Below are 26,784 nucleotides of genomic sequence, written 5' to 3'. Positions count from 1 at the left end.
AGACGCTGGCGGCGCCATGGTCGAGGACGCCCGAACGCTGGAGCGAGCCGCTCGGCTGTTGAGCTATCCTGCCGCTCACCAGCACGTGTCCCCAACCGACGAGCCCCAGTTCTCGGACGCCGAACGCCGCATCGCGCTCGCGCTCGCCCAGGCCGTGCTGCCCTTCAGCGGCCGCATCCCCGGTGGGGATCTGGAGAGCGTGGCACGGCTCGAGCGCTTCGCCTCGCGCCAGGGTGAGACCTTCTTCCGCGGCGTACGCGCGAGCCTGTGGGCGGTGGAGGCTTCGACGCTCGGACGACGGGGTCGGCCGTTCTCTCGGCTCTCCGGCGAGGAGCGCATGGCGGCGCTCGAGGCCTGGAGCCAGGCCGGGCCGCGCGGGTTGCGCTGGCTCCTGCGCGCGGTGGTGACGCCGCTCAAGGCCGCGCACTTCGACGACCCGCGCGTGTTCGCCGAGGTCGGCTGTCGCTACTCGGTCGAGCCTCCCAAGCCCGAGCGCGAGCGCTTCATGGAGCAGGTGACGAACGGCCGCGAGATCGACGAGGACCTCGAGCTCGAGTGCGACGTCGTGGTCGTCGGGACCGGCGCGGGCGGCGCGGCGGCCGCCTACGAGCTCGCCCGGCGCGGGCGCGCGGTGCTGATGCTGGAGGACGGGGACTACCACCGGCGCGACAGCTTCGCCGCCCGGGCGCAGCCGGCGTTCCAGAAGATGTACCTCGGTCGCGGCACCACCATCGCGCTCGGCAACGTTGCCGCGCCGGTCTGGGCGGGCCGCGCCGTGGGCGGCAGCACCGTCATCAACTCGGGCACGTGCTATCGCACGCCAGCACACACCTTCCGGCTCTGGGCGGAGCAGCACGGCCTGGGCGAGATCTCCGCAGCCACGCTCGGTCCCTACTACGAGCGCGTGGAGCAGATGCTCGGGGTGGCGGAGGCGCCGGCGGAACACCTGGGAGGACCGGCGCGAGTCATCGCGCGGGGCGCCCAGCTCATGGGGCTCGCGCACGGCCCGCTCCGGCGCAACGCGCCCGACTGCGACGGGCAAGGCGTGTGCTGCTTCGGTTGTCCGACCGGCGCCAAGCGCTCCACCGACGTGAGCTACGTCCCCGAGGCGCTGAAGCGCGGCGCCCAGCTCGTGACCGGCGCTCGGGTGGAGCGCGTCGACGTGACGCGCGGTCGCGCACGCGGCGTCAGCGGACGTCTCGCGTCCGGCCGGCGGCTCTCGGTGCGCGCCCAGGCGGTGGTGGTGGCGGCTGGAGCGTTCTCCACGCCGCTCCTGTTGCGCCGGAGCGGCGTGTGCGTGCGCTCGCCGTGGCTCGGCAAGAACCTCTCGATCCACCCGGCGGCGAAGGTGATGGCCGAGTTCACCGAGACCATCGACATGTCGCGCGGCATCCCCCAGAGCTACTCCATCGACCAGTGGGCCGAAGAGGGCCTGATGTTCGAGGGCGGCTCGACCCCCATCGACATCACGGCCCTCGGCGTGCCCTGGGTCGGGCGGCGCTTCATGCACCTGATGGACCGCTTCATGAACCTCGCGACCTTCGGCTTCATGATCCAGGACGAGAGCCGGGGCGAGGTGCGCCAGGGTCCGAGAGGCAGCCCGCTCATCTTCTACAACCTCTCGCGGAAGGACACCGCCCGCATGCAGCGCGGCATCGAGATCCTGAGCGAAGTGTTCTTGCGCGCCGGCGCCCGGCGTGTATTGCCCTTGGTTCACGGCTGCGACGAGCTCGCCTCCGAGGCTGGCCTCGCTCGGCTGAAGAAGATGCGCCTGCGCCCGGGAGACTTCGAGGTGACGGCGTTCCACCCGCTGGGCACCTGTCGCATGGGCACGAGCCCGGAGCGCGGCGCCATCGACCCGAGCCACGAGTCCTTCGACACCCCCGGTGTGTACGTCACCGACGGCAGCGCCATCCCTTCGAGCCTGGGCGTGAACCCGCAGCTCACCATCATGGCGCTGGCGCTGAGGGCCGCGGAGATCATCGACGGGCGGCTGGGGTGAGCTGGACATGCCAGCGGAACCGACTAGGCTCGCGCCCCGGAGCACCATGCAGATCGTCCGCTTGAGCGCAGCAGCGACCGCGAAGTGGAAGGCGGCGGACCGCGACGCCGTCAACGCAGTCTTCAAGAAGGGTCAGCTCAAGAAGGCCCGTGACCTGTCGCGGAAGCACCGCGGGGAGCTGGTCAGGATCGTGGGGCCGGACGAGGAAGTCCTGGGCGAGGTCCAGGAGCCGGTGCAGCGCTAGCGGCCCGCCGTGTCGATCCTCGAAGTCGCAGATCTCGGCTTCGGCTACGTCGATCCGCTGTTCTCCGGCGTCACCTTTCGGCTGAACGCCGGCGAGCGTGCGGCGCTGGTGGCTCCGAACGGCGCCGGCAAGACCACGCTGCTCCGCCTCATCTGCGGGGAGCTCCACGCCGACCGCGGCAGCGTGCTCTTGGAGAAGGGCGCCAGCCTGGGCTTCTACCGTCAGAGCCACGAGACGCTCCGCTCCGGCAGCCTGATGGACGCGCTGATGGGCGGCTTCTCGGACTTGGTCCAGCTGCGCCACGCGCTCCACGACGCCCAGCACGCGGCCGCGAGCGGTACGGAGGCGGCCCTGGACGCCCTCGCCAAGGCCATGGACCGCTACCACGCGGCGGGCGCCGACACGCTCGAACAGCGGGTCGCGACCATCGCGACCCGGCTCGGCTTCTCGGCGGCGGATCTCGAGCGCGACGTCGGCAGCTTGTCCGGCGGCGAGCGTGGGCGCTTGAACCTGGGCGCGGTGCTGGCGACGGAGCCCGAGCTGCTGCTTCTCGACGAGCCGACCAATCACCTGGACCTGGACACCATCCAGTGGCTGGAGGGCTGGCTCACCGCCCAGAAGAGCGCCGCGCTCGTGGTGTCCCACGACCGCGCGTTCCTCGACAACGTCTGCCCCATCACGATGGAGCTCGGGCGCACCACGTTCCGCGTCTACCCGCTGCACTACACCGAGTACCACGACGAACGCGCCGTCGATCTCGAGCGAGAGCGCGCGCTGGCGGAGGAGCAGGCGGCCTTCGTCGCCAAGACCGAGGACTTCATCCGCAAGAACATCGCGGGGCAGAAGACCAAGCAAGCCCAGTCCCGGCGCAAGATGCTGGAGAAGCTCGACAAGGTCGAGCGACCCGAAGACGTCTGGGCGCGCGCCGAGCGCGTGCGCTTTCGCTTCGCCGACGCGCCACGCAGCGGCGACATCGTGCTCGAGTGCAAAGGGCTCGGCGCGTCCCGCGGGGGGCGCCGGCTGTTCGACGGCGTCGATCTGCTCGTGCGCCGCGGGGATCGCGTCGGTATCGTCGGACCGAACGGCTCCGGCAAGAGCACGCTGCTGAAGCTGATTGCCGGATTGGGGCTGCCCGAAGACACGGGTGCCGTGCGGCGCGGCACCAACCTGTTCGAGGGCTACTTCGACCAGCACTTGGGCAGCCTCGATGCACAGAAGAGCTGCATCGAAGAGGTGCGCAGCGTGCGCGGCGATCTGAACGCGGACGGCGCGCGCCAGTACCTGGCGCGCTTCCGCTTCTACGGGGACGACCCTTTTCGCCAGGTCGCGAGCCTGTCGGGCGGCGAGCGCACGCGCCTGGCGCTGGCGAAGATGCTGCTCGAGCCGAAGAACCTGCTGTTCCTCGACGAGCCGACCAACCACCTGGACATCCCGGCCGCGGAGATCCTGGAGGAGGCCTTGGTGGGCTTCGAAGGCACGGTGCTCCTGGTGTCCCACGACCGGCGCTTCCTCCAGACGGTGACCACGCGCACGCTGGCGTTCCACGACGGCGAGCTGGACGTGTACGAGGGCGGATTTCGCGACTGGACCGCGATGCTCGAGCGCCGGGCCCGCGTCGAGCGCGAAGGCGACGCCGTACGCGCCGCGAACGAGCGCAAGGCGCGCGCGGCCGCGGAGGCGAGCGGCGCCGCGCGCCATCGGGAACGCCAGGCCGCGGCGCGGGAGCTGGAGAAGAAGCGGCGCCGAGTCGGCGAGCTCGAGGACCTGGTCTCACGCGGCGAGAAGGACCTGGAGGAGCTTCGGGCCAAGCTCAGGTCGCCCCCCGAGGGCGACTGGGAGAAGCTGCACGAGTGGGCGAAGCAAGAGCGCGGCCTCGCCGGCAAGGTCGAGCAGCTCGTGGCCGAGTGGGTGAAGCTCGCCGACGAGCTCCGCAGCAGCACGACCGAGGGATGACGCGGGAAATCTCGGCATTTGTCGGCCCCTCCGGATCACGTGCTAGAAATGAGCGGTCGGATCCGGAGTGCGTTTGAAGATGATGCGTCGTTGGCGGGCCCTTCTCCTCTTCTGCCTGTGCGCGCTGCCGCTGGTCCTGGCGGGCGCGTGCAAGGGGAAGCCCGACGCTCCGAGCGGCGAGGACACGACCGGCGCGAAGCCGACCAAGAGCGAGCTGCCTCCGCTGGAGGTCAAGGACGACACTCCGAGCCTGCTCTTGACCTGGATCGACGACAAGGGCGACTTCCACGTGGTGCAGAAGGTCCCCGACGTGCCCGAGCCGGGGCGCGCCGAGGTGCGCGTGGTCGACACCACGCGTGAAGAAGGCACCGGCAAGCTGGTTTACGTGGCCGACCTCTCGAAGAAGGGCCCGGACGGCACCTACCCGGTGAAGGTGATCTCGCGCAGTGAGTGGGACGAGAAGGGCGCGAGCCGGCGCAAGGCCCGCCTCGAAGCGCTGGCGCCGCCGCCGAGCGCCTCGGCGCCCGCCTCCGCCGTCGCGTCGGGCTCGGCGGGGCCGGGGCCCGCGCCCACGCCGAAGGTCGCCGCCAACAAGGTGGTCGCCATCGTCTACGGCGCCGACTGGTGCAAGCCGTGTCACGACGCGGCCGCCTACCTGAAGCAGCGCGGCGTGACGGTGATCGAGAAAGACGTGGACGCCGACGAGGCCGCGCAGGCCGAGATGCAGAAGAAGCTCGAGCGCGTGAAGATGGCCGGCGCCTCCATCCCGGTGATCGACGTGATGGGGCAGATCCTGGTGGGGTTCAGCCCGCGCGCGCTGGAGAAAGCGGTGGAGACCGCCAAGAACGCGAAGACGCTGTGAGCGCCGACCCCGCCAAGAAGCTCCAGCTGATCTGGCCGTGGATCCCGGCGTTCCGCGCCGTCGCAGAGACCGAGCACCTGCCGACCGCCGCGGGGCGCCTGCACGTGAGCCCCTCAGCGCTCTCTCGCAGCGTGAAGCTGGTCGAGGAGACGCTCGGTGAGGAGCTCTTCGTGCGCGGCTCCCGACGCATCACGCTGAACCGGGCCGGCCAGCGCCTGCTCGAGGCCATCCGCCGCAGCGTGACTTCGCTGGAGCACGCGATGCACGGCGTGCTCTCCCACGACTTCACGGGTGACTACCGCGTGGCCTCCCTCGGCGTGCTCACCGACTACTTCGTGCTGCCCGCGCTGCTCTCGCTGCAGAAGGAGAGGCCGGCCGTGGTGCCGTGCATGACGACTCTCTCGTCCAAGGACGCCAACCGGCAGCTGGTGAGCGGACAGATCGAGGTTGCCTTCTACTACGACGCGACCGCGATGCCCGGCATCGAGTGCCGGCGCATCGGCTCGCTGACGAACTCGCTCTACTGCGGCAAAGGGCACCCGCTGTTCGGCGCCAAGGGCGTGAACCTGCCGGCCGTGGTCGAGCACGACTTCAGCGTCGCCGCCATCGGTGACCGCGGCACACCCATGGACGGCTGGCCCGTCGAGGTGCCGCGCAAGGTGGGCTTCCAGATCACGATGCTCTCGACGAACCTCCGCGTCGCGCTCTCGGGTCGATTCGTGTGTGTGCTGCCGGACGTGGTGGCCCACGCCGAGCTCGCGGCTGGCCGGCTCAGGCGCCTGCCTCCGGCGCCGGTGCCCGAGACGGCCGTGTACGCGGCCTGCCGCGCCGAAGACGCGCAGGCGAGCTTCACCGCCGAGGTCATCGAGCGCGTCGAGGCCGCGCTCGGCGCAGCGCCTCGCGCTCCCGCGCCGAAGGCGGCCCGGTCGCCCCGCAAGCTTCGTTCGAGATTGTAGAACGACGGGTTCTCATCATTCTAATGGCCGCGGGACCCGCCGCGCGTCATGCTCCGGACATGCAGAGCGAGAGAACGGTCAGTCGTCGCGGCGCCCTCGGCGCGCTCGCCGGGAGCGTGGTCGCCATCGGCTGCGGGGGGAGCAGTCAGAGCGAGGCGAAGAACGGCAGCGGCGGCGCAGCGGGCGGCGGCAGCGGCGGCGCGTCGAGTGGGGGCGCGTCGAGCGGAGGCACTTCGAGCGGAGGCGCCGCGAGCGGGGGCGCCGCGAGCGGGGGCACCGGCGGCAACGTGGCTTCGTGCAAGCTCACGCCCACGCCCGGCTGCAAGATCACGGACGACAACATCCTGGGCCCCTATTACAAAGCCGACGCGCCCTTCCGCGCCGACATCACCGACGGCAAGCCCGGCACCCTGCTCCGGGTCAGCGGCACGGTCTACGGCTGCGACTGCGTCACCCCGCTGGCCGACGCCGAGGTCGACATCTGGCAGGCGGACGACGCCGGCGCCTACGACAACACGGGCTACGTGCTCCGCGGTCGGATGAAGACCGACGCGCAGGGGCGCTACGAGCTCACCACCATCTTGCCCGGGCTCTACCTGAACGGCAGCACCTACCGGCCACGCCACATCCACTACAAGGTGAGCCACCCGGAGGGGACGTCGCTGACCACCCAGCTCTACTTCCAGGGCGACCCGTGGATCGCGTCGGACGCCTTCGTGAAAGACTCGCTGATCATGCCGCTGGTCGAGAGCATCGGGCCGAGCGGCGCCAAGGAGTACAGCGTCACCTTCGACGTGGTGCTGGCCTGATCACAGCCCCTGCGCGCGCAGGTACTTCGCCAGCTCGACGTACAGCTCTTTGTGGGCGAACTGGTTGCCGATACCGGCCGAGTCGCCGAAGAGCTGGCCGACCTCGTCCAGGTGGTCGGCGGGAACGCAGCCCAGGAACGTGCCCCAGCGCGCGTCCTTCACCCGCACCAGCCCGTCGTTGGCGTCGGGCTGCCCGAGGCCGCCGTCCAGGTAGGCCTCGCTGATCAGGAACAGCGGATCGATGGGGTCGGTCTCGAAGTTCCACTTCTCGACGAAGGGCACCTTCTCGTCCGGCTTGCAGTCCATCTCGGCCAGCTTGAAGTCGCTGCGACCGGTGAGCGACCAATAACGCACCGCCGCGCGGTCGGTGTACTGCTGATTGAACGCGGTGATACCCGGTTTCGAGAACAGCTCGAGGGGCTTCCAGATGGAGGTCTTCTTGCCCGCGGCGTCCCAGAGCGCGTAGCCCAGCTGCTTCACGAGCCAGTCCACCAGCTCCTGCGCGCCCGGGTCCGACACCAGACCGAGCAAGACGTCGGCCATCGGCGTGCCCTGGTGTGGCGTGGCGATGGTGGTCACGCTCGCGATCAGATCGGGCCTGTCGTGCGCGACCACGCGCGCGTCGAGCCCGCCCTGTGAGTGCCCGATCAGGTTGACCTTGGCGTGACCGGTCTGCGAGAGGATGCTCTCGATCTCCGCCAAGAGCTGCGCGCCGCGGTAGGTCGAGTCGTTGAACGGATCCACGGCGGGCGTGAACACCAGCGGCTCGCCCTTCGCGCCCAGCTCCTGCTTCACCTGGTAGAAATAGGTGATGGCATCGAGGCCCGCGAACTTCTCGAAGCCGAAGAACCCGTGGCAGAGCACGATGGGATACGGCGGCCCGAGCTTCGCGCCCGAGTCGGCGTCCGTCCCAGCCTCGAGCTGGCCACCGGTCGCGGAGAAGCCCCCGCCACCGGAGGGCTTGCCTCCGCTGCCGCCCACCGCCCCGGCCCCGCCGCCGCTCGGGCTTCCGCCGGCACCGGAATGGCCCTCGTCCGCGGAATCGCTGCCGCCGCAGGCGCTCGCCAGCGAAAGCCCGAAAACCAGCGCTGCCGAGAGCCGCCACGCCCGCATGCTCCGCAAAGCATCCCCGAGGCCTCTTCCGCGGTCAAACCCGGCTTGACGGGGGGGGCGCGGGAACTAAGCGAAAATCCATGGTCATGCGGGTCGCAGGCAATGGCGCCCGGTCGGGCTACTCGATTCGCGTCGCGTCTCGCCTGACCGGACTGTCGTCGGACACGCTCCGAATGTGGGAGCGCCGCTACGGGTTCCCGAAACCCGAACGCAACCCGGCGGGCGTGCGCGTGTACTCGCAGGAGCACGTCGAGCGCTTGATGCTGGTGGCTCGCACGCTGAAGGCCGGCTACCGCGCCGGAGAGGTCGTGACGCGGACCCGCGACGAGCTCTCGGACCTGCTCGCGTCGGCGGCGAGCACGGGGCTCAGCGCCTCTTCGGCGCCTTCGTCGGTCGAGTCGCTGATGGCGCGGCTCGAGCAGGACGACCTACCGGGTCTTCTGGTCGAGCTCCGGCAGAGCATGGCGACCTTGGGACCCAAGCGCTTCGTCGTCGAGGTGTGCGCGCCGTTGGTGGAGCGCGTGGGCGAAGCCTGGGCGACCCACAAGCTCGAGATCCGGCACGAGCACATGTTGAGCTCGGTGCTCTCGACTCAGCTCCGCCTGATGCTGGCGGCCTACGAAGGCGTGGTGCGCGACCCGGTCGTGTTGCTCGCCACGCTGCCGGGTGAGCAGCACGCGCTCGGCATGGAGATGGCGGCGCTCTACTTGGCCCTCTCGGGCGCCACGCCGCGGGTGCTGGGCGTGGACTCGCCGCCGGATCAGATCGTCGCGGCGGCCAAGGCGGCCGGCGCGCGCATCGTGGGCGTCAGCGTCTCCGCCAGCGCCGAGGTCGAAGGCGTGCAGGAAGACATCGGCTGGATCCTGCGCGAGCTTCCGAGCGAAGCCCGAGTGTGGGTCGGAGGAAAGCGCGCCAAGAGCCTGGGCCTGACCCACCCGCGGCTCGACCGGATCACCAGCTGGGAAGAGCTGGAGCGCGCGCTCGCTCGCGTGGCCTGAGCTCAAGCGGCGACGATCGCGCGGGCCGTGGCTTCGAAATCAGCGCCGGCCGGCAGCCGCCCTTCGGCCCGCTCCGGGCGCCCGCCGCCACGCCCGCCGGTGCGCCGCGCCAGCTCCTTGACGAAGGCCCCGCAATCGAAGGAGCTCGCGGCGCCGCGCGCGACGAAAACGGGCACTCCGTCCTCGCCGCCTCCTGCCAGGATGGCCACGGCCTCCGGCCGCTCGGTGACGCGAGCGCCGACCGTGCGCAGGAGCTCGACGCTGGCGCCGGGGAGCGAGCCGACGACGCAGCTCTCGCCGCGGCCGAGCGCACCCTCGACCAGCTCCCGGGCGCTCTTCTCCGCCAGCTCGGCGCGGGTCCTGCCGAGCTCTCCGCGAGCGGCCTCCAGCTCGCGCCGCAGCCGCTCCACTGCCGTGCCGACCTCGGCGGGACCGCAGCTGAAGCTCCGGCCCAACCCGCGCAGCGCCGCGGACTCCCCGGCGAGCAGCTCGCGGGCGCGCGCCCCGGCGCTGAACGTCACGCGCGTCCCTCCCTTGTAGCGCTCCGAGCCGACGACGCGCACGACGCCAATCTGCGCGGCGTGCGTGCAGTGAGTGCCCCCGCACGGAGTGACGTCGAAGTCTCCGATCGCCACCACGCGGATCGACTCGTCCACCTTCGGCGCGCGCCGGAGCGGCAGCGCGCGAAGCTCCTCGGGCTCGGGGAAGAACGCCCGGATCGGCACGTCGGCTTCGACGATGGAGGTGGCCAGGCTCTCGGCCTCCGCGAGGCGGCGCTCGTCCAGATCGGCGCGATCGACGTCGATGGTGCACGCGCTCTCGCCGAGCCGAGCGGACACGGTCTCCGCACCGGCGACCTCGACCAGCGCGCGAGAGAGGATGTGCTGCGCGCTGTGCTCCGCCATGTGCAGGCGCCGTCGCGGCCGTAGCACCTGCCCCGCGACCCGGGCGCCCAGCGGCGGCAGCTCTCCCGCGAGCACGTGGTGAACCTGGCCCGAGTCGTCCACCTGCACGTCGATCACCGCGAGCCCAGCGAGCTCGCCCGAGTCCGGCAGCTGACCGCCGCCCTCGGGGTAGAACGCGCTCTGGTCGAGCAGGAGCGACGGGCGGCCCGAGTGCTCGGCGTGCGCGACGACGACGGCCTCGAAGTCGAAGCGCAGGGGATCTTCGAAGTAGAGCCGAACGGTGGACAAGCCCGGAGACTATAGGCCGGCTGCCGCGTCATCGCCTCTAGCGAAACGAGTGCCGCCGCCCTGTCCTCGCGGTATCCTGCTTCACCATGACCCGCGCTCCGCTCCTCCTGCTCTGCTTGGCCGTCGCTTGCGGCGAGAGCGAGGAGAGCCCCGCATCGGGGAGCGGCGGTGCGGCCGGCAGCGCGGGCGCGACCGGCGGAGCTTCGAGCGGCGGCAGCGCGGGCGCGACCGGCGGAGCCTCGAGCGGCGGCAGCGCGGGCAGCGGCGGGACCATCCCGACCGACGCTGGCAGCGACGCCGCCTTCTCGGATCTGGACGGAGACGGGCTCGACGACGCCACGGAACTGGCGCTCGCGCAGGCCTACTACCCGTATTACTCCATCGCGCCGGACGACAAGTGCCCGCGGCACGGCGTGCTCTTCCGCGCGACCCCGCACCCGGCGGACGCGACCAAGCTGGCGCTCTGGTACGTGGTGCTGTTCGAGAAGGACTGCGGCGCGAACGGCCACGTCGGCGACGACGAGGTGTTCGGCGCCGTCATCGATCCGAAGACGCCGCCGCCGGCGGGGATCCTGGCGCTGCGTGCCATCTCGCACCAGGGCACGCTGTGCGAGAAGAGCACCACCTGCGGCTCGCTGCCAGGGTGCAGCCCGTGCAAGACGGCTACGAAGAACGGGCAGGCTTTCCCGGTGGTGTTCGCCAGCGTCAACAAGCACGGCGGTTACGTGGACGAAGGCACCTGCGATCTCAACTTCATCTGCGACTTCGGCGGTTGCACGCTGAACCCCACGCCGGCGGCGCCGCCGTTCGCCAACGCAGGGGAGCCGGGCAAACCGCTGACCAACGATCTGACGCAGAACGGCTTCATCAACTCGACCAACGGCTGGACCGAGCAGAGCCTGATGGGCTTCGATCCCTGGTCGAACAAGGAGTTCGGCAGCGCCGGCAACGTGACCGACGATCTCGGTGACCCGGCGTTCGTGATCGCGCCGAGCGGGTGTTGATGAGCGCGCTCGGCGTGTGCTGCTTCGACGGGCTACCGGGACCGACCCACAGCTACGCCGGGCTCTCGCCGGGAAACCTCGCTGCGACCGAGCACGCGGGACGGGTCGGCAACCCGAAGGCCGCGGCTCTGGAGGGTCTGGCGAAGATGCGCCTGGTCCGCGACCTGGGCGTACCGCAAGCCGTGCTGCCCCCGCAGCCGCGCCCGGATGTCCGTGCGCTGCGCCGACTGGGCTTCTCCGGCACGGACGCGGAGGTGATCGCGCGAGCGGCCAACACGGACGACGCCCGACTCCTGCGTCTGGTCAGCAGTGCCTCGGCCATGTGGACGGCCAATGCGGCGACGGTGGCACCTTCCGCGGATTGCGCCGACGGCCGCGTACACCTCACGGTGGCGAACCTCTCGAGCCTGTTCCACCGGAGCCTCGAGGCGCCGACCACGCTGCGGGTGCTCCGGAGCATCTTCGCGGACGAGCGAAGCTTCGTGGTGCACGAGCCGCTCCCGTCTGGCGACCTGTTCGCCGACGAGGGCGCCGCGAACCACCTCCGGCTCGAGACCTCTCGAGGCGCGGCGCACCTGTTCGCCTGGGGACGGAGCGCGCTCCGCGAGGCGCCGCTCCCCCGCCGGCACCCGGCGCGCCAGACGCTCGAGGCGAGCCAGGCGCTGGCCCGGCTCCACTGTCTGTCGGACGCGCAGACCCTGTTCCCACAGCAAGATCCGCGCGGGATCGACGCCGGCGCCTTCCACACCGACGTGCTGGCGGTCGGACTGAACGGTTTCTTGATGCTGCACGAGCGGGCCTTCGTGGACCCCGAAGCGGTGATCGACACCTTGCGCGAGAGGCTCGGCGCGGAGCTGGTCGTCGCCCTGGCGCGGGAGTCCGACGTCCCCCTCGCCGACGCCGTCTCGACGTATTTGTTCAACAGCGAGCTGTGCGCGCTCGCGGGCGGCAGGCTGGCGCTGGTCGCCCCCAAAGAAGCCGAGAGCTCGGCGCCCGCGCGGCGCTTCCTGGACCGGCTGGTCGCCGAGCCCACCCCCGTCGATCGCGTGGTCTTCGTGGACGTGAACGCTTCCATGAAGAACGGCGGCGGCCCGGCCTGCCTGCGCCTGGGCGTGCCGCTGACCGAAGAGGAACGCGGAGCGATCCGGCCGCGGGTGTTCCTGGACGAAGCGCTCGAGCGGGGGCTCTTCGAGTGGGTCGAGAAGCACTATCGGGATCGCCTCGCGCTCTCGGACCTGGCGGATCCGAGCCTCCACGCCGAGGGGCTGACCGCGCTGGACGAGCTCACGAGCCTGCTCGGCCTGGGCTCGGTGTACGAGTTTCAGCGCTGAGTCAGGGCTGCCAGAGCAGCACGCCGGACGCCAAACCGACCAGCACCGCACGCCGGGCGGCGCGCGCGTCGAACGCGCCGCTCTTCACGCCTTCTTGCATCAGAGCGCGCAGCGATCCGCCGAAGCGCGCCACGTCGAGCGCCGCCGACTCCGCCGGCGGCAGACCCAGGGTGTGCTGCGCGGCGCTCGCGCCCGGGGCGGGTCCCAAGCTGCCCATGCGCTCGACGGTCTCGAGCACGGACGCGATCTCGTCCGCGGCGTAGGCCGAGAGCAGCGCGCTGGTGACGAATGCCATCGGCGAGGGGAACGAGAGCGCCCCTTCGCCGTGCCGCGCGCCCCCGACGAACGACAGCTCGCCCACGCGGAAGCGGAACAGGGAGACCAGCCGCCGCCAGGTCTGTTCACGCAGGGCGGCCTCGACGCGCTGCGCGCTGCAGAAGCCGCGCTCGATCAGCAGCTTGCCGAGGGGCTCGCCGCTGCGCCAGGCGGCCTCGACCGCGTCCTCGACGTGGCTCCGGGGCAGCCCGTCCGCTTCGACCAGGCGCTCGCCGAGCAGCTCGCGCGGATCGGTGGACGAGGAGAACACCGGGGCGCCGTCCACGAACCAGAGGCGCACCTGTTCGCTACCGCGGCGCGCACACAGCATGCCGGTGCGCCCGCGGCGCGCGACGTCGAACACCAGCTCCGGCGTGTGCTCGAGGCGCACCGCCCAGCGCTCCTTGGTGTAGAGCGCGATGGGCTCGTGGAAGCGATAGGCCGGACGCGCCAGCATGCGCCCGAGCTCGATCATGGAAGGCACGGGCAAGAACGCGCCGCCGTTGCGCGACACGCCACCGTCGATGGACAGCCGTCCCGTCGCCAGCATCTCGAGCACCCCGGCCAAGCGGAACGGACCCATCACCGCCCCGCCCGGGCGCTGGATGCGGTAGCTCACCGCCGGCGCGGCGCTCACCACCGGCGAGGCGCTCACCGCGTGCGCCAGCTCGGCCGGCACGCCGTGGTCGTTCTGAGGGCAGAGCTCGCGGATCGCGTCCAGGATCGACGCCGGGGGTGGCTCGCTCTCGCCCGGCGTCAGCGTGACCGACTCCAGGAACGCCTCCTCGCTCGGCACCCGGGCTCGGCCCGGCAACGACGACGGCTTCTGCCGCACGCTGCTGGACAGGGCGACCAGGCCGAGATCCTCGAGCCACTCCGACAGCACGTGCGCGCCCAGCGTGAGGCCGAGCTTCCGCGCCGCCGCCTCGACCGCGTCGCAGAGCTCCCGGGCGGTCTGGTAGCGCTGCTCCGGCCAGCGCGAGAGGCCCTTCCACAAGATTTCGCGGATCTCCGCCGGGATGTGCGCGCCTTCGCTGCGCAGCCGCTGGAGGTTGCCGCCGTGCAGGCTCTCGAGCACGTCGAGCTCGTTCTCGCCGACGAAGAGCGGCCGGCACATCAAGAGCTCGGCCAGCACGATGGTGAGCGAGAACAGATCGCTCCGGCCGTCGAGGGGCATGCCCAGCGCCTGCTCGGGCGAGACGTAGCCGATCTTGCCCTTCAGCTCGCCCGGAACGGTGCGCGCGTCGATGCTGGTCGAGCGGACGATGCCGAAGTCGCCGAGCTTCACCTGCCCCATGCGACCGATCAGGATGTTCGAGGGCGCGACGTCGCGGTGCACGATGCCGAGGGCACGACCGTCTTCGTCCCGCGCTTCGTGCACGTAGGAGAGTGCCTGGAGCACCTCGCGCACGATGTACAAGGCAGGCGCCAGATCCACCGTCCGCCGGCGCGCCGCGACCCGCGCGATGAGCTCGGCACCAGACAGTCCATCGACGTACTCCAGCGCGATGAAGGGCTGGCCGTCGTGCTCGCCGAAGTCGAAGATCTCGACCAGGCAGGGATGACTGAGCGCGGCCTGGATCCTCGCCTCGTCGCAGAACATCGCGACCAGCCGCGGGTCGTGCGCGAGCTGGGGCAAGATGCGCTTGATCGCCACGCGCTTCTGGAAGCCGTGCGCTCCGTGACGGTGCGCCACGAACACTTCCGCCATGCCACCGACTCCGAGCAGACGCTCGAGCAGGTAGTCCCCAACCTTCTGAGGACGCGTGGGCGCGGATCCCGGACGCATCGGTGCCAGCTTCAGCCTACCTGGGAATCGCCTCGAATGGGCGTCCCGTCTTACGCAGAGCCGAGCGGTCGCCTGCCTCGGCGCGAGCAGATGAGAAGCAGGATGTGTGCGCGGATGCGCGCAGGTGGGAAGCGCACCTTCAGCGCTCGGCCAGCTTGCAGACGTGCGGCTTGTGGTCGAAGTAGACGATTCCGCTCACCGGCGCGTGCCCGTCGCTGAGTCCCGCGACCCAGCAGCTCCCGCCGAAGGCGTCGCTCAGGACGTGGTCGATGTTGAATAGCGAGTAGGTGGGTGTCGCCTCTGCACCGACCTCCGTCACGAAGTGGAAGGCCTTCCCCTGCCCGGCGTGCTGGTTCGCCAGGGCCGCGCTCTCGTCGAAGTCGGCCATGCGCCCCGGGTCGGTGTTGAAGTCGCCGAGGATCACGTTGCGCGCGCCGTTCGCCGCGGGCGCGCCGTCGCCCAGGTCGACGAACACTTGCTCGAACTGCTTCACGCGGCAGTCCTGGTCGTCCTGGGCGATGCCCGACGAGCCGTGCACGTTCACCACGGTGAGCGTGCCGCCCTTCGCGAGCTCGATGACCGCGCGTCCGATCCGCGAGCCCTTGCCGCAGCCGCTGATCTCGCCGCCCGGGAGGCCGTCCAGGCACAGATCCGCGCTGCAACCCTGGATGCTGCCGAAGCTCTTCTTGACCGCCAGGCACTTGTCGGCGTGACCCTGGTGACAAGCGATCTGCCAATCAGGACCCAGGATCAGCTGCGCCACCGTGGGATCGCCGGCCTTCCAGCTCTCGCACACGAAGCCCGACTTCGCCTCCGCCGGAATGGTGGCGCACTCGTCGGAGTGGAAGATCTCCTGGAAGCCGACCACGTCGATGGTGGTCTCGCCGAACCAGGCCCGCGTGTCGTCCACCACCGCTTGCCACGCGAGGCCGTCGCCGTAGTGGGTGTCGGAGAGCTTCGCCTGCGCCGAGCCGTAGCCGTCGTCCGGCGGCGCGTCGTGCCCCATCCCCTCGCTCGTTCCGGTGTTGAAGGTCGCCGCGACGAACGAGAACCCGGGCTCGGCGTCGTCTTCGCCGGCGCAACCGGCGAGCGCGAGCCCCAGCGCGACGACCCCCGCGCGACTCGTCATGCTCACACCGCGATGCCCGGCGGCGGGAAGCCCTTGCAGAGCTCCTTGACCTCGGCTGCGACGCGCTCGAGCAGCTTCTCGTCGTCCGGCGCGGCGACCACCTGGTCCATCCAGGCGGCCAGCTTCAGCATCTCGTCCTTGCCCATACCCCGCGAGGTGACGGCGGGAGTCCCGATGCGGAAGCCCGACGGGTCGAAGGGTTTTCGCGGGTCGAAGGGGATCGAGTTGTAGTTGCCGACGATCCCCGCGCGATCGAGCGCCTTTGCCGCGACCTTGCCGGTGATGTTCTTGGGCGTGAGGTCCACCAGCACCAGGTGGTTGTCGGTCCCGCCGGTGACCAGGCGGAAGCCGCGGCTCGCGAGCGCTTCGGCCAGCACCTTGGCGTTTTCGACCACGCGACCCGCGTAGGCCTTGAACGCCGGCGCCATCGCCTCTTTCGCGGCCACGGCGATGCCCGCGGTGGTGTGGTTGTGCGGGCCGCCCTGCAAGCCCGGGAACACCGCGCGGTCGATGTCCTTCGCGTGTTCCGCCTTGCACAGGATCATGCCGCCGCGAGGGCCTCGCAGCGTCTTGTGCGTGGTGGTCGTCACCACGTCCGCGATGCCCATGGGCGAAGGATGCGCTCCGCCGGCGACCAGGCCCGCGATGTGCGCGATGTCCGCGCAGAGCTTGGCCCCGACCTCGTCGGCGATCTCGCGGAACTCCGCGAACGGCAGGGTGCGCGGATACGCGGTGGTCCCGCACCAGATGATCTTCGGCTTGTGCTCCCGGGCCAAGGCGCGCACCTGATCGAGATCGATGCGGTGGTCGCTCTGCCGCACCCCGTAGGGCACGCTCTTGAAGTACTTGCCCGTGATGCTGACGGTGTGGCCGTGGGTCAGGTGCCCGCCCGCCGGCAGACCGAGCCCCATGATGGTGTCGTGGGGCTGGCAGAACGCCAGGTACACGGCCAGGTTCGCGGGGCTGCCGCTGTAGGGTTGCACGTTCACGTGCTCGGCCCCGAAGAGCTGCTTCACCCGCGCGATGGCCAGCTCCTCGACCTGGTCGACGATCTGCTGACCCTCGTAGTAGCGCTTGCCGGCGTAGCCCTCGGAGTACTTGTTGGTCAGCACCGAGCCGGTCGCCTCGAGCACCGCGCGAGAGACGTAGTTCTCGCTGGGGATCAGCCGCAGCTTGTCGGTCTCGCGGACCTCCTCCGCGGCGATGAGCTGCGCGATCTCGGGGTCGGTCTCGGCGAGGGGCGGTTGATGGTGGGTGCGGGCCGCGGTCATGGTGGCGGAGGCCATAAGCCCGATCCCGCTGCGCGGAAAGCCGCCTGCCGCCTTTGCCCGGCTTTCTACCGGGCGCGTAAGCTGCTGCAAGCACACGGGAAATCAGCTAGGCTTGGAGCCTTGCCCCGGGCCCTCGACGCGGGGATTTCGGTGAATACACTCGCGCGCTCGCGGGTTCCCGGGGGAGCTCGAGAGCGTCTGCGGGTCCGGGTCGAGTCGGAGTAGAGAGCAAAAGCGATGTCCAACGGCGGCGACGCGCGAGGCAAGCCCGCATCAGCGGCTGGCGCGTCCATTCCCAAAGGCTCCGACCCCTCCGAGACGTCACGTCCACCGGCCAGCAACGGTGTGCCGAACGCCGCTTCGCATCTCTCGGGGAGCCCACCTCCGGCCGAGCCGGAGCCCGAGAGCGATCACGACAGCGCCCCGCCCAGCATCCCGAGCGCAGCTTCGTTGAAGGAGGGCTCCATCCTCAGCGTGTCGATGCACGAGATCACGCCGCTCGGCACTCCGAGCCCGGTGCTGCCCGGGCACGTGCTCGCCGATCGCTACGAGGTCATCGGCGTCCTCGGCGAGGGCGGCATGGGCATCGTGTACCGTTGCAAGGACATCGCCACGGGCCAAGAGGTCGCCCTCAAGCGAGTCATCCCGCCGGAGAGCAAGCTCGCCGCCGAGTACATCATGTGGTTCTACAAGGAGGCGCGCGCGCTCGCCGCCTTGGACCACCCGTGCATCGTGCGCGCGCAGGATTTCGGCCAGCTCAAGGACGGCACGCCGTTCTTGACCATGGATCTGGTGACGGGGGTCTCGCTCCACGATCTGTCCCAGACGGCCAACCGCTTCGAGCTGATCTGGCACGTGCTCGATCAGATCCTGGGCGCCCTGGCCCACGCCCACGCCCGCGGCATCATCCACGGCGATCTGAAGCCCTCGAACGTCCTGGTCGAAGAGGTGCCGGGACACCCGCCGAAGATCCACATCCTGGACTTCGGCCTGGCCTGGCTCCGGCAGGACCCGCACGACGAGCGCCTCGACGGCGCCAAGCCCATGGAGTTCGCGCCTCACGCCGGCGCGGGCACGCCGGGCTACATGGCGCCCGAGCAGATCCAGCACGAGATGCACCACGTCTGCGGCGCGACGGACCTCTACGCCCTCGGCTGCATCTTGTTCAAGCTGCTCTCGGGCCGCAGCGTGTTCAGCGGAGATCCGAAGGAGCTCTTGCGCCTGCACGCCTTCGAGAAGGTGCCGGAGCTGCGCCTGGCCATTCCAGCCCCCGAGCAGGTCACCGCCTTCGTGAAGCGCTTGCTCGCCAAGCGGCCCTGGGACCGCTGGGAGTTCGCGTCCGAGGCGCGCGCCGCCTGGAGCGCCTGGCGCCCCGACCCGGACGTGGATCCGGAGGTGTTCACCTTCCCGCCGCTGCCGCACAAAGCAGCGAGCCCGCCGGCTCCGACCACGCGCCAGACCGGACCGCCGCGCGGCAAGACCGAGGGCCTGGCGCCCGCCGCACCGCAACGCGCGCCGGGCCTCTTGAGCATCCGGCCAAGCCCGCTGGTCGGCCGCGACGACGTTCGGCACGTGCTGCGCGAGGTCTGCGACGAGGTCATCGAGGGCATCGGCGAGCCGCATCGCTTGATCATCCTGGTCGGCCCGGCCGGCGTCGGGAAGAGCCGCATCGCCGAGTGGCTGTGCGAGGTCGTGCAAGAGGAAGGCACGATGATCCCGGTGCGCGCCCGCTACCGGCGCATCCGCAGCCCCCTCGACGGCATGCTCGGCGGCGTCACGCAGTACTTCAACTTCGAGCGCACGGATCGCAACACCATCGAAAAGTCCCTGCTCTTGCGCTGGCGCGTGAGCGCCGACGACAAGAACGGCCGCGCCTGGGTCGCCGGCGCGGCGGAGTGGATCCGCCCCCTCGGGCCCGATCAACCGGTGGGACCCAGCGGCATCCGCTTCACGCTCGACAGCTTCGAGACGCGCCGGCTCGTCATCCGTTACACGCTCCGCCGCATCGCCCGTGGCCGCCCGCTGCTGTTCTTCTTGGACGACCTGCACAACTCCGGCCAGACGACCTTCGAGGGCCTGCTCCGCGTCCACCAGGAGGAGCCCGACCAGCGCATCGTCATGGTCGCCACCGTGCGCTCCGAGGACGTGCAGCTCGGCACCCCGCAGGCCGAGCAGCTGCGCCAGCTCCGCGAGGCAATGAACGGCATCGTCATCGACGTGCAGCCGCTGGAGCCGGACACCACCGCCGCGCTCCTGCGCGCCTCGTTGCCGCTGGACGACGCCTCCGTGCAAGAGGCAGCGCGACGCAGCCGCGGCAACCCGCTGTTCGCGCTTCAGCAGCTCCACGCCTGGGCCCTGGCCGGCAACATGCAGATCCAGGACGGCGTCTATCGCGTCCCGGAAGAGGTGCTGACCGTACGCCCGCAGACCACGGCGGAGCTGTGGGACAGCCGGGTGCAGGCGATGCCCGAAGGCCACCGCCTCGCCGCCTACGCCGTGGCGACCCTGGGCGGCGACATTCGGCGCAACGTGCTGCACTCGCTCCTGCTGAAGCTCGGGCTCCCCGCGGACGACGCCATCGTCAGCCTCCAGAACGCGGAAATCATCCTGCCGCGCGGCGCCGGTCGCTACAACTGGCCCCACGCGCTGTTGCAGGAGCACCTCCTGGCGCAGCTGATGGAGCGGCAGGACGCCCGCGACATCTTCGTGGCCGCCTCGGATGCGCTGGGCGAGCACCCGCTCTCCAACCAGCGGCGCATCGTGCGCCAGCGCGCGGCCAACATGCTCTACGCGAACGAGCCGGAGCTCGCCGCGAAGCTCATCTTCGACTGGCTCGCGAACGCCTGGAACACCGCCCGCGAGCCGCTCTCGACCCTCGGCGATCTGGAGCTGCTCAAGGGGCACCTCGAGGGCAGGAACCTCGCGCTCAAGCACCGCTGGTCGGCAGAGGCCCTGCGCCACCTGGGCAAGCCGGAGGAGGCCTCCACCCACGCCGAGATCGCCCGTCACGCCTTCGAGGAGCTGGGCGACAAGGAGAACCAGGCCCACATCCTGCGCCTGCTCGGGCACCTGGCCAGCGAGAAGGGCGACAGCGTGGAGGGCGCGGATCTCGCCTCCCGCGCCCACGAGATCTTCACCGAGCTCGGCAACGTGCTGGGCATGGCGCAGTGCGAGGCGGTGATCGGCGAGATCGAGTACCTGCTCGGCAACTACGACCGCGGACGCCAGGTCATCCGCGCCGGCGAGCAGCACTTCGCCGAGCTCGGCCAGCCCCTGGGCCGCGGGCAGTGCCTGCTCCTGCTCTCCTGGATCGATCACTCCGAGGGCGTCACGGAGCGCGCGCGCCGGCTCACGCTCGAGGCCCGCGCGGAGTTCGAGAAGGCCGGCTACCGCCTGGGCATCGCCCAGGCCAACGCCTCGCTCTCCCACGTCGAGCACCGGCTGATGAACTTCTACAGCGCCGAGCTCGGCGCGCTGGAGGCCCTCTCCTCCTTCGAGGCGCTGCGCACCCCCCGCGGCCACGCCGCCTGCGAGCGCCTGCTCGCCATGATCGGCATCGACACCGACGACCTCGACATGGCCGAGATCCACGCGGAGATCTCCTCGAACGTCTACAACCAGATGCGCGACCCCTGGGGCATCATCGAGTCGAAGCTGCTCTCCTGCCAGATCTCGCTCGCCCGTCGCGATCTCGAGACCGCGCACGCCAAGCTGATGGAGGCCGCCGGCATCAGCGTGCAAGAGGCCGAGCCCCGCCAGCACTACCTGCTCACGCAGGCCTGGTACTACATCGAGTCGGGCGACCCGGACAAAGCCTACGAGTCACTGGAGGCCGCGGCCGAGGTCTTCGGCGAGCGCAGCCGCGCCGGCGATCACACGCCGCACCTGCTCGGGCGGCTCTCCAGGAAGAAGTGGCCCGAGCACGCGAAGAACCGCATCGAGGCGTGGCGAGCCTTGCTCAACGATCGCTCGCGTCGCGTGCAGGAGTGAAAGACCGCGTGCAGGGGGCAGCGGGACTGCACACGGTAGTGGAACGTAGGTTCCGGCGAGAAGCCGCACCCCGTGGCCGCCGGGATGGGATGGGTGGGCTTGAGCTCGCGGACCAGTTCACGGAAGGACGGCGTCGCGAAGCGAGAGGTACTGCCAGACGTCCGCGTACTGCGCCTCCGTCATGGTCCGGGCAATCCAAAAAGCACGCTCTTGCTCGCTCCCCTCGCGGAGCGCACGGCGCAGTTCCGCGTTCTTCACCGGAACATCCCAGCAAAAGTTCCCCGCAACTGCCGTGAGGTCGCGCCCGAAAGGGGTCGCATGTCCGAGAGCCTGCGACGAGTCACCGCCGGGACTTCTGCAGCGATTCGCGATTGGGTCGCCGAGAGCGCGACCCGGAACACCGTGGCCAAGCGGACGCCCACTCCCAGGACGGAGAGCCCCGCGGTCGTCCAGCTGGCCGAGCGGCGCAACCCGGAGTCGGTGGGCACCCGCCTCGACGAGCTCAGGCGGCGGATGCTCGCTGAGTACCAGGTCGACGGCAAGAGCGTCCGGGTGTCCCCCGCGTTTCGATCACTCCACGGCGTCTCGGACCAGCAGAAGGGCGCATACCTGGCCGCCATCAAGAAGGCCGTGGGACCCGAGCGCTTCGCCAAGCTTGCTCCGCATGCGCTGGCAGCTACCTCGACGCGAGGCACCCCCGAGGACATCCGCATCATCACGCAGGCGCTACTCGACGCGGGTGCCGCCCGGGAGCTCCTGAGACAACGCCCCGACCTGCCACCAGAGCAGGCCGTCCGCTTGGTGATGGGGGCGTACGGTATCGGACTCGATTGCCGAGGCTACACGCTCCGAGCATTCCTGCACTCGCGCGGAAACGGAAGCCAGGCAGCGCGCATGGACCGATACTTCGAGAAGGACGCCGGGAACGTCCTGTTCCAGAACGAGAGTCGGTTGCGGCGCGTTTCGACGGACCTCTCCGTTGCGCGAACCGGAGACATCGTTCGCTTGAAGCCGGACGCGGAGGGAAGAGACCACAACGTCATCGTCCGATCGAACGAGCTCAGACGCCTGCCGCCCACTGGCGAGATGACGGTGCTCGGAAAGCAGGTACCCGATCGGTTCGTCACGAGAGGCAGCTCGGGTGGGGCCCAGCCCGCGGTGAGGGTGCTCACCGTCGATTCGTCCTGGGGCGGAGGTGGAGACCCCACGCTTGGTGGGTCGCAACGCACGGCGTGGCTGCACAACGAGAAGAGCGGCGAATGGGGGTACTGGGATCGCTTCGGGCAGTTTCGAACGTCCTCACGCCCTTACGATCACGACGTCGACGGCGTCTTTCGCCCGCGGAGGGAGCAGTGATGCGCAGCGCAGGGCACTTCACCTGGCTCGCGCTCGCCGCAGCGACCACGCTGGCCTGCCGTCCGTCGGGTCCCGGCATCACGAACGCCGATGGAGCGTGTCCGTCTGCGCTGCAGTCCAGCGCTGCGCCGCGTTCGGTCGTCCCGTCGGCCACGGACCCGACGGCACCGGTGCTCGCGCCGGGGAGCGAGCGCCCGACACTGAACAGCAGAGTCTTCGAGGACGTGACGCACACCTGGAGCGCTGCACCGTTTCGCTCACCATCGGCCACGCGGCCTCGGGGGAGCGTGCTGATCGCCGGGAGGGCGGCAAGCGGGCAAGCGCGACTGTACGAGATCGACCTGGCGACGTTGAAGGTGGTGCGTGACGTCCAGGTGCCCACGTCGGGCAGCTTCGTGCGCGCCGTCGCGAGTGACCGCGGTGCGGTCGTCGTGGTCAACGAACCCGACTCCGATCGCGACTCCGGCGAGCCCGTCTACTTCCTCGACACGGAGTTGGTCGTGCAGCGCACCCTCCGGGTCGAAGGCTCGGGGACGGCGGCGACCGCGGACGGCGGATTCGCTGCCGTCGCCACCCAGCTTCCGGACCGCAAGGGGGGTGAGATCCAGGTGCTCGAGCTACCGACCGGCACCGTGGTGGGCTCGCACCGGATCCGCGAGCCCCTCGTGGACGAGTGGGTCCCGAGCGCGCAGGTCCTGCTTCAGGACGACACCGTCTGGTCACTCTCGCGAGGCGAGCAGAGCTACGTGCTCCGCGGGTTCAGTCGCGACTCGAGGCAGGTCGTGGCGTCGACGAAGCTACCCGGAGCCGCGAGCACCCGGAGCGGTCCCGGCGGGCACCCGGGGCCACACTACGGAGACGGGCTGCTCGCGCCTCGCCCCGGAGGCGTGCTGGTTCTCCGCGAGGACGTCATCGAGAGCTACGGCTCGCGCCTCGAGCGCGGCCTGCCCATCGTCCGTCGACCCAAGGGGATCCCAGCCGTCGATCCGACCTCGGGCCGCGTCCTCTTGCCGACTGGCGAGCTCGCCGCACGGTTGGATGCCCAGCGCGAGGACCCGGTCGTGATCTTCCGCCGCGGCGTCTGGCGGTGGTCGGCCGACGGCACCACCGCGCTCGAGTACGACGCGCCCGTGGCGGCGTTCTTCGTCTCCGGGCAAGGCGTGATCGTCACCCGAAATCCGGCGCTGCGCGTGACGGTGCTCGAGTGGAGGGGGGCGCCGGCCGGCGGCGGCAAGCACTGAGCCCCAGACCGGGCCTTGTGGTCATCAGGGACTTGAACCTTTAGCGCAACGACATGCCAGACCAGGAACACCGCGCGTGTCGGCGAGCGAAGACGCGGCGAGCTCGGGACGTTCCGTCTTCCCCATTCGGGCGAAGCCCGAATTTGGGGAAGACCGCCGGCGCGCACGAGCGCGAAGCGCGAGGAGCACCGGCGAGGCATAAGACGGGGGTGGCGGTTGGAACGCTCGGTTCAGCTGTTCTCAGAGTGCTCGCGCTGACTGTGTGGCTGAGCGCCCATCGCCTGGAACGCGTGCTCTGCGACCGGCGTCCTCCGGTGGTGGTACTGCCTCAAGTGCAAACCGAAACAGCCACCAAGGAGGACACCGATGGATCGCTATATAGGACTCGACGCGCATTCGCAAACTTGCACGTTCGCGGTGATGGGCTCGGCAGGCCGTCAGTTACGCGAGCAAACGCTCGAGACGAACGCGAAAGTGCTGATCGACTTCGTTCGCACCATTCCCGGACAGCGTCGCCTGTGCATGGAGGAGGGCACCCTCAGCGAATGGCTCTGCGAGGTCCTGGAGCCGCACGTGGCGGAGCTCGTGGTGGTCCAGCCCGACAAGCATGCCGGAGCGAAGAACGACTCCATCGATGCCTGGAATCTCGCCTCGAAGCTCCGCAAGGGCGACCTCGAGAACGTCGTTTTCAAGGCGCGCGGCCGCTTCACGCAGCTGCGCGAGGCGGTGCGAGCTCATCGGGTCACTACTGCCGACGTGGTCCGCACGAAGCTCAGGCTCAATGCGCTGTATCGCTCTCGGGGCATCCACGGCATGGGCAACGAGATCTACGACCCGGATACCCGAGATCAGTGGCTGCCGAAGCTGCCGCCGGCCCGAGCGCGCATGGCTCAGCTGCTGTCGACCGAGCTCGACGGTCTGTGCGAAGTCCGCGAACAGGCGGAGATATGGCTGCTCGAGCAAGCACGGGAGCATGCGGAGGTGCGCCGGCTGACGACGCTGCCAGGTATCGGCCCGGTGCGCGCAGCGTACATCGTCGCGATCGTCGTCACGCCGTTCCGCTTTTCCACGAAGCGCGACTTCTTCGGGTACTGCGGCCTCGGCATCGTCACGCGCAGCTCGTCGGACTACGAGCGCGACGAGCGGAGCCAGCGCTGGGTGCGCCGTCAGGTCGCCCACACCCGCGGCCTCAACCGCAACCGCAATCCCCTGCTGAAGGCCATATTCAAAGGCGCGGCGCTCAGCGTCATCGCCCAGACCGATCACCCGCTGCGCCGCGACTACGACCGGCTGCTGCAGAACTCCAAGCCACCGCTCGCCCGCCTGACGATTGCACGTCGCATCGCTTCGGCCACCCTGGCGATCTGGAAGAAAAAGGAGGAGTACGACCCGGCCAAGCACTGCACGACAGACGCGAAGTAGCTGCTCGCCACTCGCGCTCTCGGTGCAGATGGAGCGAATGCTCGCCGGCGGCTCCCAAAAACTTCGAGGACAAGCACCCATGCCCCAACTGGCCCCCTGTACGCGCAGCGGAGGTCCCCATGCGAGGTTGTGCGTCCTCGGAGCATCTACTGAAGCCATGGACCCAAGAGGCCCTTCCAGGAGGATCGTGCCGCCCTAATCGGACAGGCACGGACATCTACTCTCAGCACGCCATCAGCAGCTCATCGTCTCCGCACCGCGACACGCCGTCTCGATCAGCGCCGCCAGACTCGCGTACCTGGAAAGGCGCCAGCCCCGAGCGCTACTCCGTGACTGCTAGCCAACCGCCCGACGCGCGAACTGCGTCGTGGGCCCTGGCCACGCGAAGAACCATTCTTGACATCTCCCCCTCCAGGAGTTGGGGCAGGGCGAGATCGCTCGCGGCGCGTGCAGGAGTGACGGAGGTCAGCGCGCGGTGCGCCTCGGTGCGGCGGTCAGAGAGCCTCGCGGACCCGCTCGAGCGCCGCCGGGAGGGCCCGCAGCACCAGCTCGGCCTCCAGACGAGCGCGAGGAGCAGCGGCGCGCCGCGCCTCATCGAGCGCGCCCCCCGAGCCCGAAGTCGAAGCGTCTTTCGACGACGTCCTGCCAGGGGACGAGCTCGATGTCTCGACCGAGCCGGGTGCGCTCACCGCTACCCATTACCACGTACCCGCGCGCAACTCCCAGGTCGGCCAAGCACTGGCGGAGCCCTCGCAGCGCGTGGTGATCGATGGCCGAGCCCAGCTTGATCTCGATCGGGACGACGCGTCGTCCGTCCGTGATCAGGAGGTCCACCTCGCCGCCCGCCTCGGTCCGCCAGAAGAACAGGCCGGGCCGAACGCAGCGCTCCCGGGCGAGGGCCGCGATCTCCTCGATCACCAGCCCCTCGAACGAAGCGCCGCGTCGGCTCCAGGTCTCGAGCTCCGGGGGCGTTCGGAGCCCCCCCAAGACGTGCAGCAGCCCGGTGTCGCGCAGGTAGATCTTGGGGGACTTGGTCAAGCGCTTCTGGATGTTGGCGTGGAAGGGCTGCAGGCGCCGCGTGACGAACAGCCCCTCGAGCACGTCGAGATCGCGGCTCACGGTGGGCACGGAGACGCCGAGCGAGCGGGCCAGATCCGACACGTTCAGCAGGTTGCCGTGAACGTGCACGAGCATCTCCACCAGCTTCCGGAGCCGCGCGGGCGGCAGCCCGATGCCGAGCGCCGGGAGATCTCGCTCGAGCACCGCCGTCAGGTAGTCGTCGAGCCACTCGACGCGCTCGCGGCTCGAGCGGCGTGCCCACACGGGAGGGAAGCCGCCCCAGAACCAGCGGCCGCGCCCCGCGCGGTTTCCCGCTAGCTCCGCAGCCAAGAACGGCGTCAGCTCCAGCAGCGCTAGCCGGCCTGCCAAGGACTCGGCGGCGGTGCGCATCAAGCTCGGACTGGCCGAGCCGAGCAACACGAAACGAGCCTTGCGGCCCCGGGCGTCGATGGCGTGCCGCAGGGCAGGGAACAGCTCCGGCAGGCGTTGGGCCTCGTCGATGCAGACCCGCTCCGAGTGATTGTCCAGCCAGCCTTCCAGATCGGCTCGCAAGAGCGCGATGTCCCGCGGTCGCTCCAGGTCGACGTGGTGCCAGTCCGGTAGGACGCTCCGGACCAACGTGGTCTTGCCGCACTGTCGGGGACCGTGGACCAGGACCGCTGGCGAGCTTCTTGCGAGCCGCCGAAGCTCGACCTCCGCTCGCCGCGCCCGCAGTGGCATGGGTCGGAGTTTTAAACAATGGGTTTA

20 protein-coding genes are annotated in these 26,784 nt (G+C 70.1%); 13 read left to right on the top strand and 7 right to left on the bottom strand.

Annotation, left to right across the window (positions count from 1 at the left end; translation table 11 throughout):
* The first annotated feature begins 16 nt into the window (after positions 1-16).
* The 6 genes from HS104_34245 to HS104_34220 all read left to right on the top strand — a co-directional run bounded on the left by HS104_34245 (position 17) and on the right by HS104_34220 (position 6,826).
* Positions 17-2,002: a GMC family oxidoreductase gene (locus HS104_34245; GenBank protein ID MBE7485017.1), complete on the top strand. Its 1,986-nt coding sequence runs from the start codon at positions 17-19 to the stop codon at positions 2,000-2,002.
* A gap of 46 nt (positions 2,003-2,048) precedes the next feature.
* Positions 2,049-2,246, top strand: a complete 198-nt coding sequence (locus tag HS104_34240) for a hypothetical protein (protein ID MBE7485016.1) — start codon at positions 2,049-2,051, stop codon at positions 2,244-2,246.
* Between the two features lie 9 nt (positions 2,247-2,255).
* A complete protein-coding gene (locus HS104_34235; GenBank protein ID MBE7485015.1) occupies positions 2,256-4,199 on the top strand; it encodes an ABC-F family ATP-binding cassette domain-containing protein in 1,944 nt (647 codons plus the stop codon).
* 82 nt (positions 4,200-4,281) lie between these two features.
* Entirely contained in the window at positions 4,282-5,061 is a 780-nt protein-coding gene (locus tag HS104_34230; protein ID MBE7485014.1) for an NrdH-redoxin, read from the top strand.
* Positions 5,058-6,017, top strand: a complete 960-nt coding sequence (locus HS104_34225; GenBank protein MBE7485013.1) for a LysR family transcriptional regulator — start codon at positions 5,058-5,060, stop codon at positions 6,015-6,017. The genes HS104_34230 and HS104_34225 overlap by 4 nt, the downstream gene beginning before the upstream one ends.
* A gap of 59 nt (positions 6,018-6,076) precedes the next feature.
* Complete coding sequence (locus HS104_34220) at positions 6,077-6,826, top strand: dioxygenase (GenBank protein MBE7485012.1); 750 nt, start codon at positions 6,077-6,079, stop codon at positions 6,824-6,826.
* On the opposite strand, the gene HS104_34215 is transcribed toward HS104_34220, so the two are convergent.
* A complete protein-coding gene (locus HS104_34215; protein MBE7485011.1) occupies positions 6,827-7,939 on the bottom strand; it encodes a triacylglycerol lipase in 1,113 nt (370 codons plus the stop codon). It abuts the gene before it with no gap.
* Between the two features lie 86 nt (positions 7,940-8,025).
* Here HS104_34215 and HS104_34210 point away from each other — a divergent pair, with 86 nt between their 5' ends.
* A complete protein-coding gene (locus tag HS104_34210; protein MBE7485010.1) occupies positions 8,026-8,937 on the top strand; it encodes a MerR family transcriptional regulator in 912 nt (303 codons plus the stop codon).
* 2 nt (positions 8,938-8,939) lie between these two features.
* On the opposite strand, the gene HS104_34205 is transcribed toward HS104_34210, so the two are convergent.
* Positions 8,940-10,130: an alanyl-tRNA editing protein gene (locus HS104_34205; protein MBE7485009.1), complete on the bottom strand. Its 1,191-nt coding sequence runs from the start codon at positions 10,128-10,130 to the stop codon at positions 8,940-8,942.
* Between the two features lie 86 nt (positions 10,131-10,216).
* On the opposite strand from HS104_34205, the gene HS104_34200 reads away from it, so the two are divergent.
* Together HS104_34200 and astB are read left to right on the top strand one after the other, a co-directional pair.
* Positions 10,217-11,134 carry a hypothetical protein gene (locus tag HS104_34200; GenBank protein MBE7485008.1) on the top strand — a complete coding sequence of 306 codons (918 nt, stop codon included), beginning with the start codon at positions 10,217-10,219 and terminating at the stop codon, positions 11,132-11,134.
* Positions 11,134-12,465 (top strand): N-succinylarginine dihydrolase, encoded by a 1,332-nt coding sequence (astB, locus tag HS104_34195; GenBank protein ID MBE7485007.1) that lies wholly within the window; start codon positions 11,134-11,136, stop codon positions 12,463-12,465. The genes HS104_34200 and astB overlap by 1 nt, the downstream gene beginning before the upstream one ends.
* A gap of 1 nt (position 12,466) precedes the next feature.
* Here astB and HS104_34190 read toward each other — a convergent pair whose 3' ends face one another.
* From HS104_34190 to HS104_34180, 3 genes are all read right to left on the bottom strand, one after another.
* Entirely contained in the window at positions 12,467-14,569 is a 2,103-nt protein-coding gene (locus HS104_34190; protein ID MBE7485006.1) for a protein kinase, read from the bottom strand.
* Positions 14,570-14,708: 139 nt separating this feature from the next.
* Positions 14,709-15,698 carry a hypothetical protein gene (locus HS104_34185; protein ID MBE7485005.1) on the bottom strand — a complete coding sequence of 330 codons (990 nt, stop codon included), beginning with the start codon at positions 15,696-15,698 and terminating at the stop codon, positions 14,709-14,711.
* A gap of 2 nt (positions 15,699-15,700) precedes the next feature.
* Positions 15,701-16,969 carry a serine hydroxymethyltransferase gene (locus HS104_34180; GenBank protein ID MBE7485004.1) on the bottom strand — a complete coding sequence of 423 codons (1,269 nt, stop codon included), beginning with the start codon at positions 16,967-16,969 and terminating at the stop codon, positions 15,701-15,703.
* Between the two features lie 237 nt (positions 16,970-17,206).
* On the opposite strand from HS104_34180, the gene HS104_34175 reads away from it, so the two are divergent.
* On the top strand, positions 17,207-20,959 hold the full coding sequence (locus HS104_34175) for a protein kinase (protein MBE7485003.1): 3,753 nt from the start codon (positions 17,207-17,209) through the stop codon (positions 20,957-20,959).
* Positions 20,960-21,076: 117 nt separating this feature from the next.
* Here HS104_34175 and HS104_34170 read toward each other — a convergent pair whose 3' ends face one another.
* Complete coding sequence (locus HS104_34170) at positions 21,077-21,217, bottom strand: hypothetical protein (GenBank protein ID MBE7485002.1); 141 nt, start codon at positions 21,215-21,217, stop codon at positions 21,077-21,079.
* 60 nt (positions 21,218-21,277) lie between these two features.
* Here HS104_34170 and HS104_34165 point away from each other — a divergent pair, with 60 nt between their 5' ends.
* The 3 genes from HS104_34165 (at position 21,278) to HS104_34155 (ending at position 24,978) form a co-directional block, all read left to right on the top strand.
* Entirely contained in the window at positions 21,278-22,315 is a 1,038-nt protein-coding gene (locus HS104_34165; GenBank protein MBE7485001.1) for a hypothetical protein, read from the top strand.
* Positions 22,315-23,556 carry a hypothetical protein gene (locus HS104_34160; GenBank protein MBE7485000.1) on the top strand — a complete coding sequence of 414 codons (1,242 nt, stop codon included), beginning with the start codon at positions 22,315-22,317 and terminating at the stop codon, positions 23,554-23,556. Before HS104_34165 ends, HS104_34160 begins: the two co-directional genes overlap by 1 nt.
* Positions 23,557-23,922: 366 nt before the next feature.
* Complete coding sequence (locus HS104_34155; GenBank protein MBE7484999.1) at positions 23,923-24,978, top strand: transposase; 1,056 nt, start codon at positions 23,923-23,925, stop codon at positions 24,976-24,978.
* A gap of 591 nt (positions 24,979-25,569) precedes the next feature.
* Here the strand turns inward: HS104_34155 and HS104_34150 are convergent.
* A complete protein-coding gene (locus tag HS104_34150; protein ID MBE7484998.1) occupies positions 25,570-26,757 on the bottom strand; it encodes an ATP-binding protein in 1,188 nt (395 codons plus the stop codon).
* Positions 26,758-26,784 lie beyond the last annotated feature (27 nt).

Source organism: Polyangiaceae bacterium (assembly GCA_015075635.1).
In the GTDB taxonomy this organism is placed as follows: Bacteria; Myxococcota_A; Polyangia; order Polyangiales; family Polyangiaceae; genus JADJKB01.
Note: the sequence above shows the minus strand (reverse complement) of the source record. Positions and strands in the feature narration are given on the sequence as shown.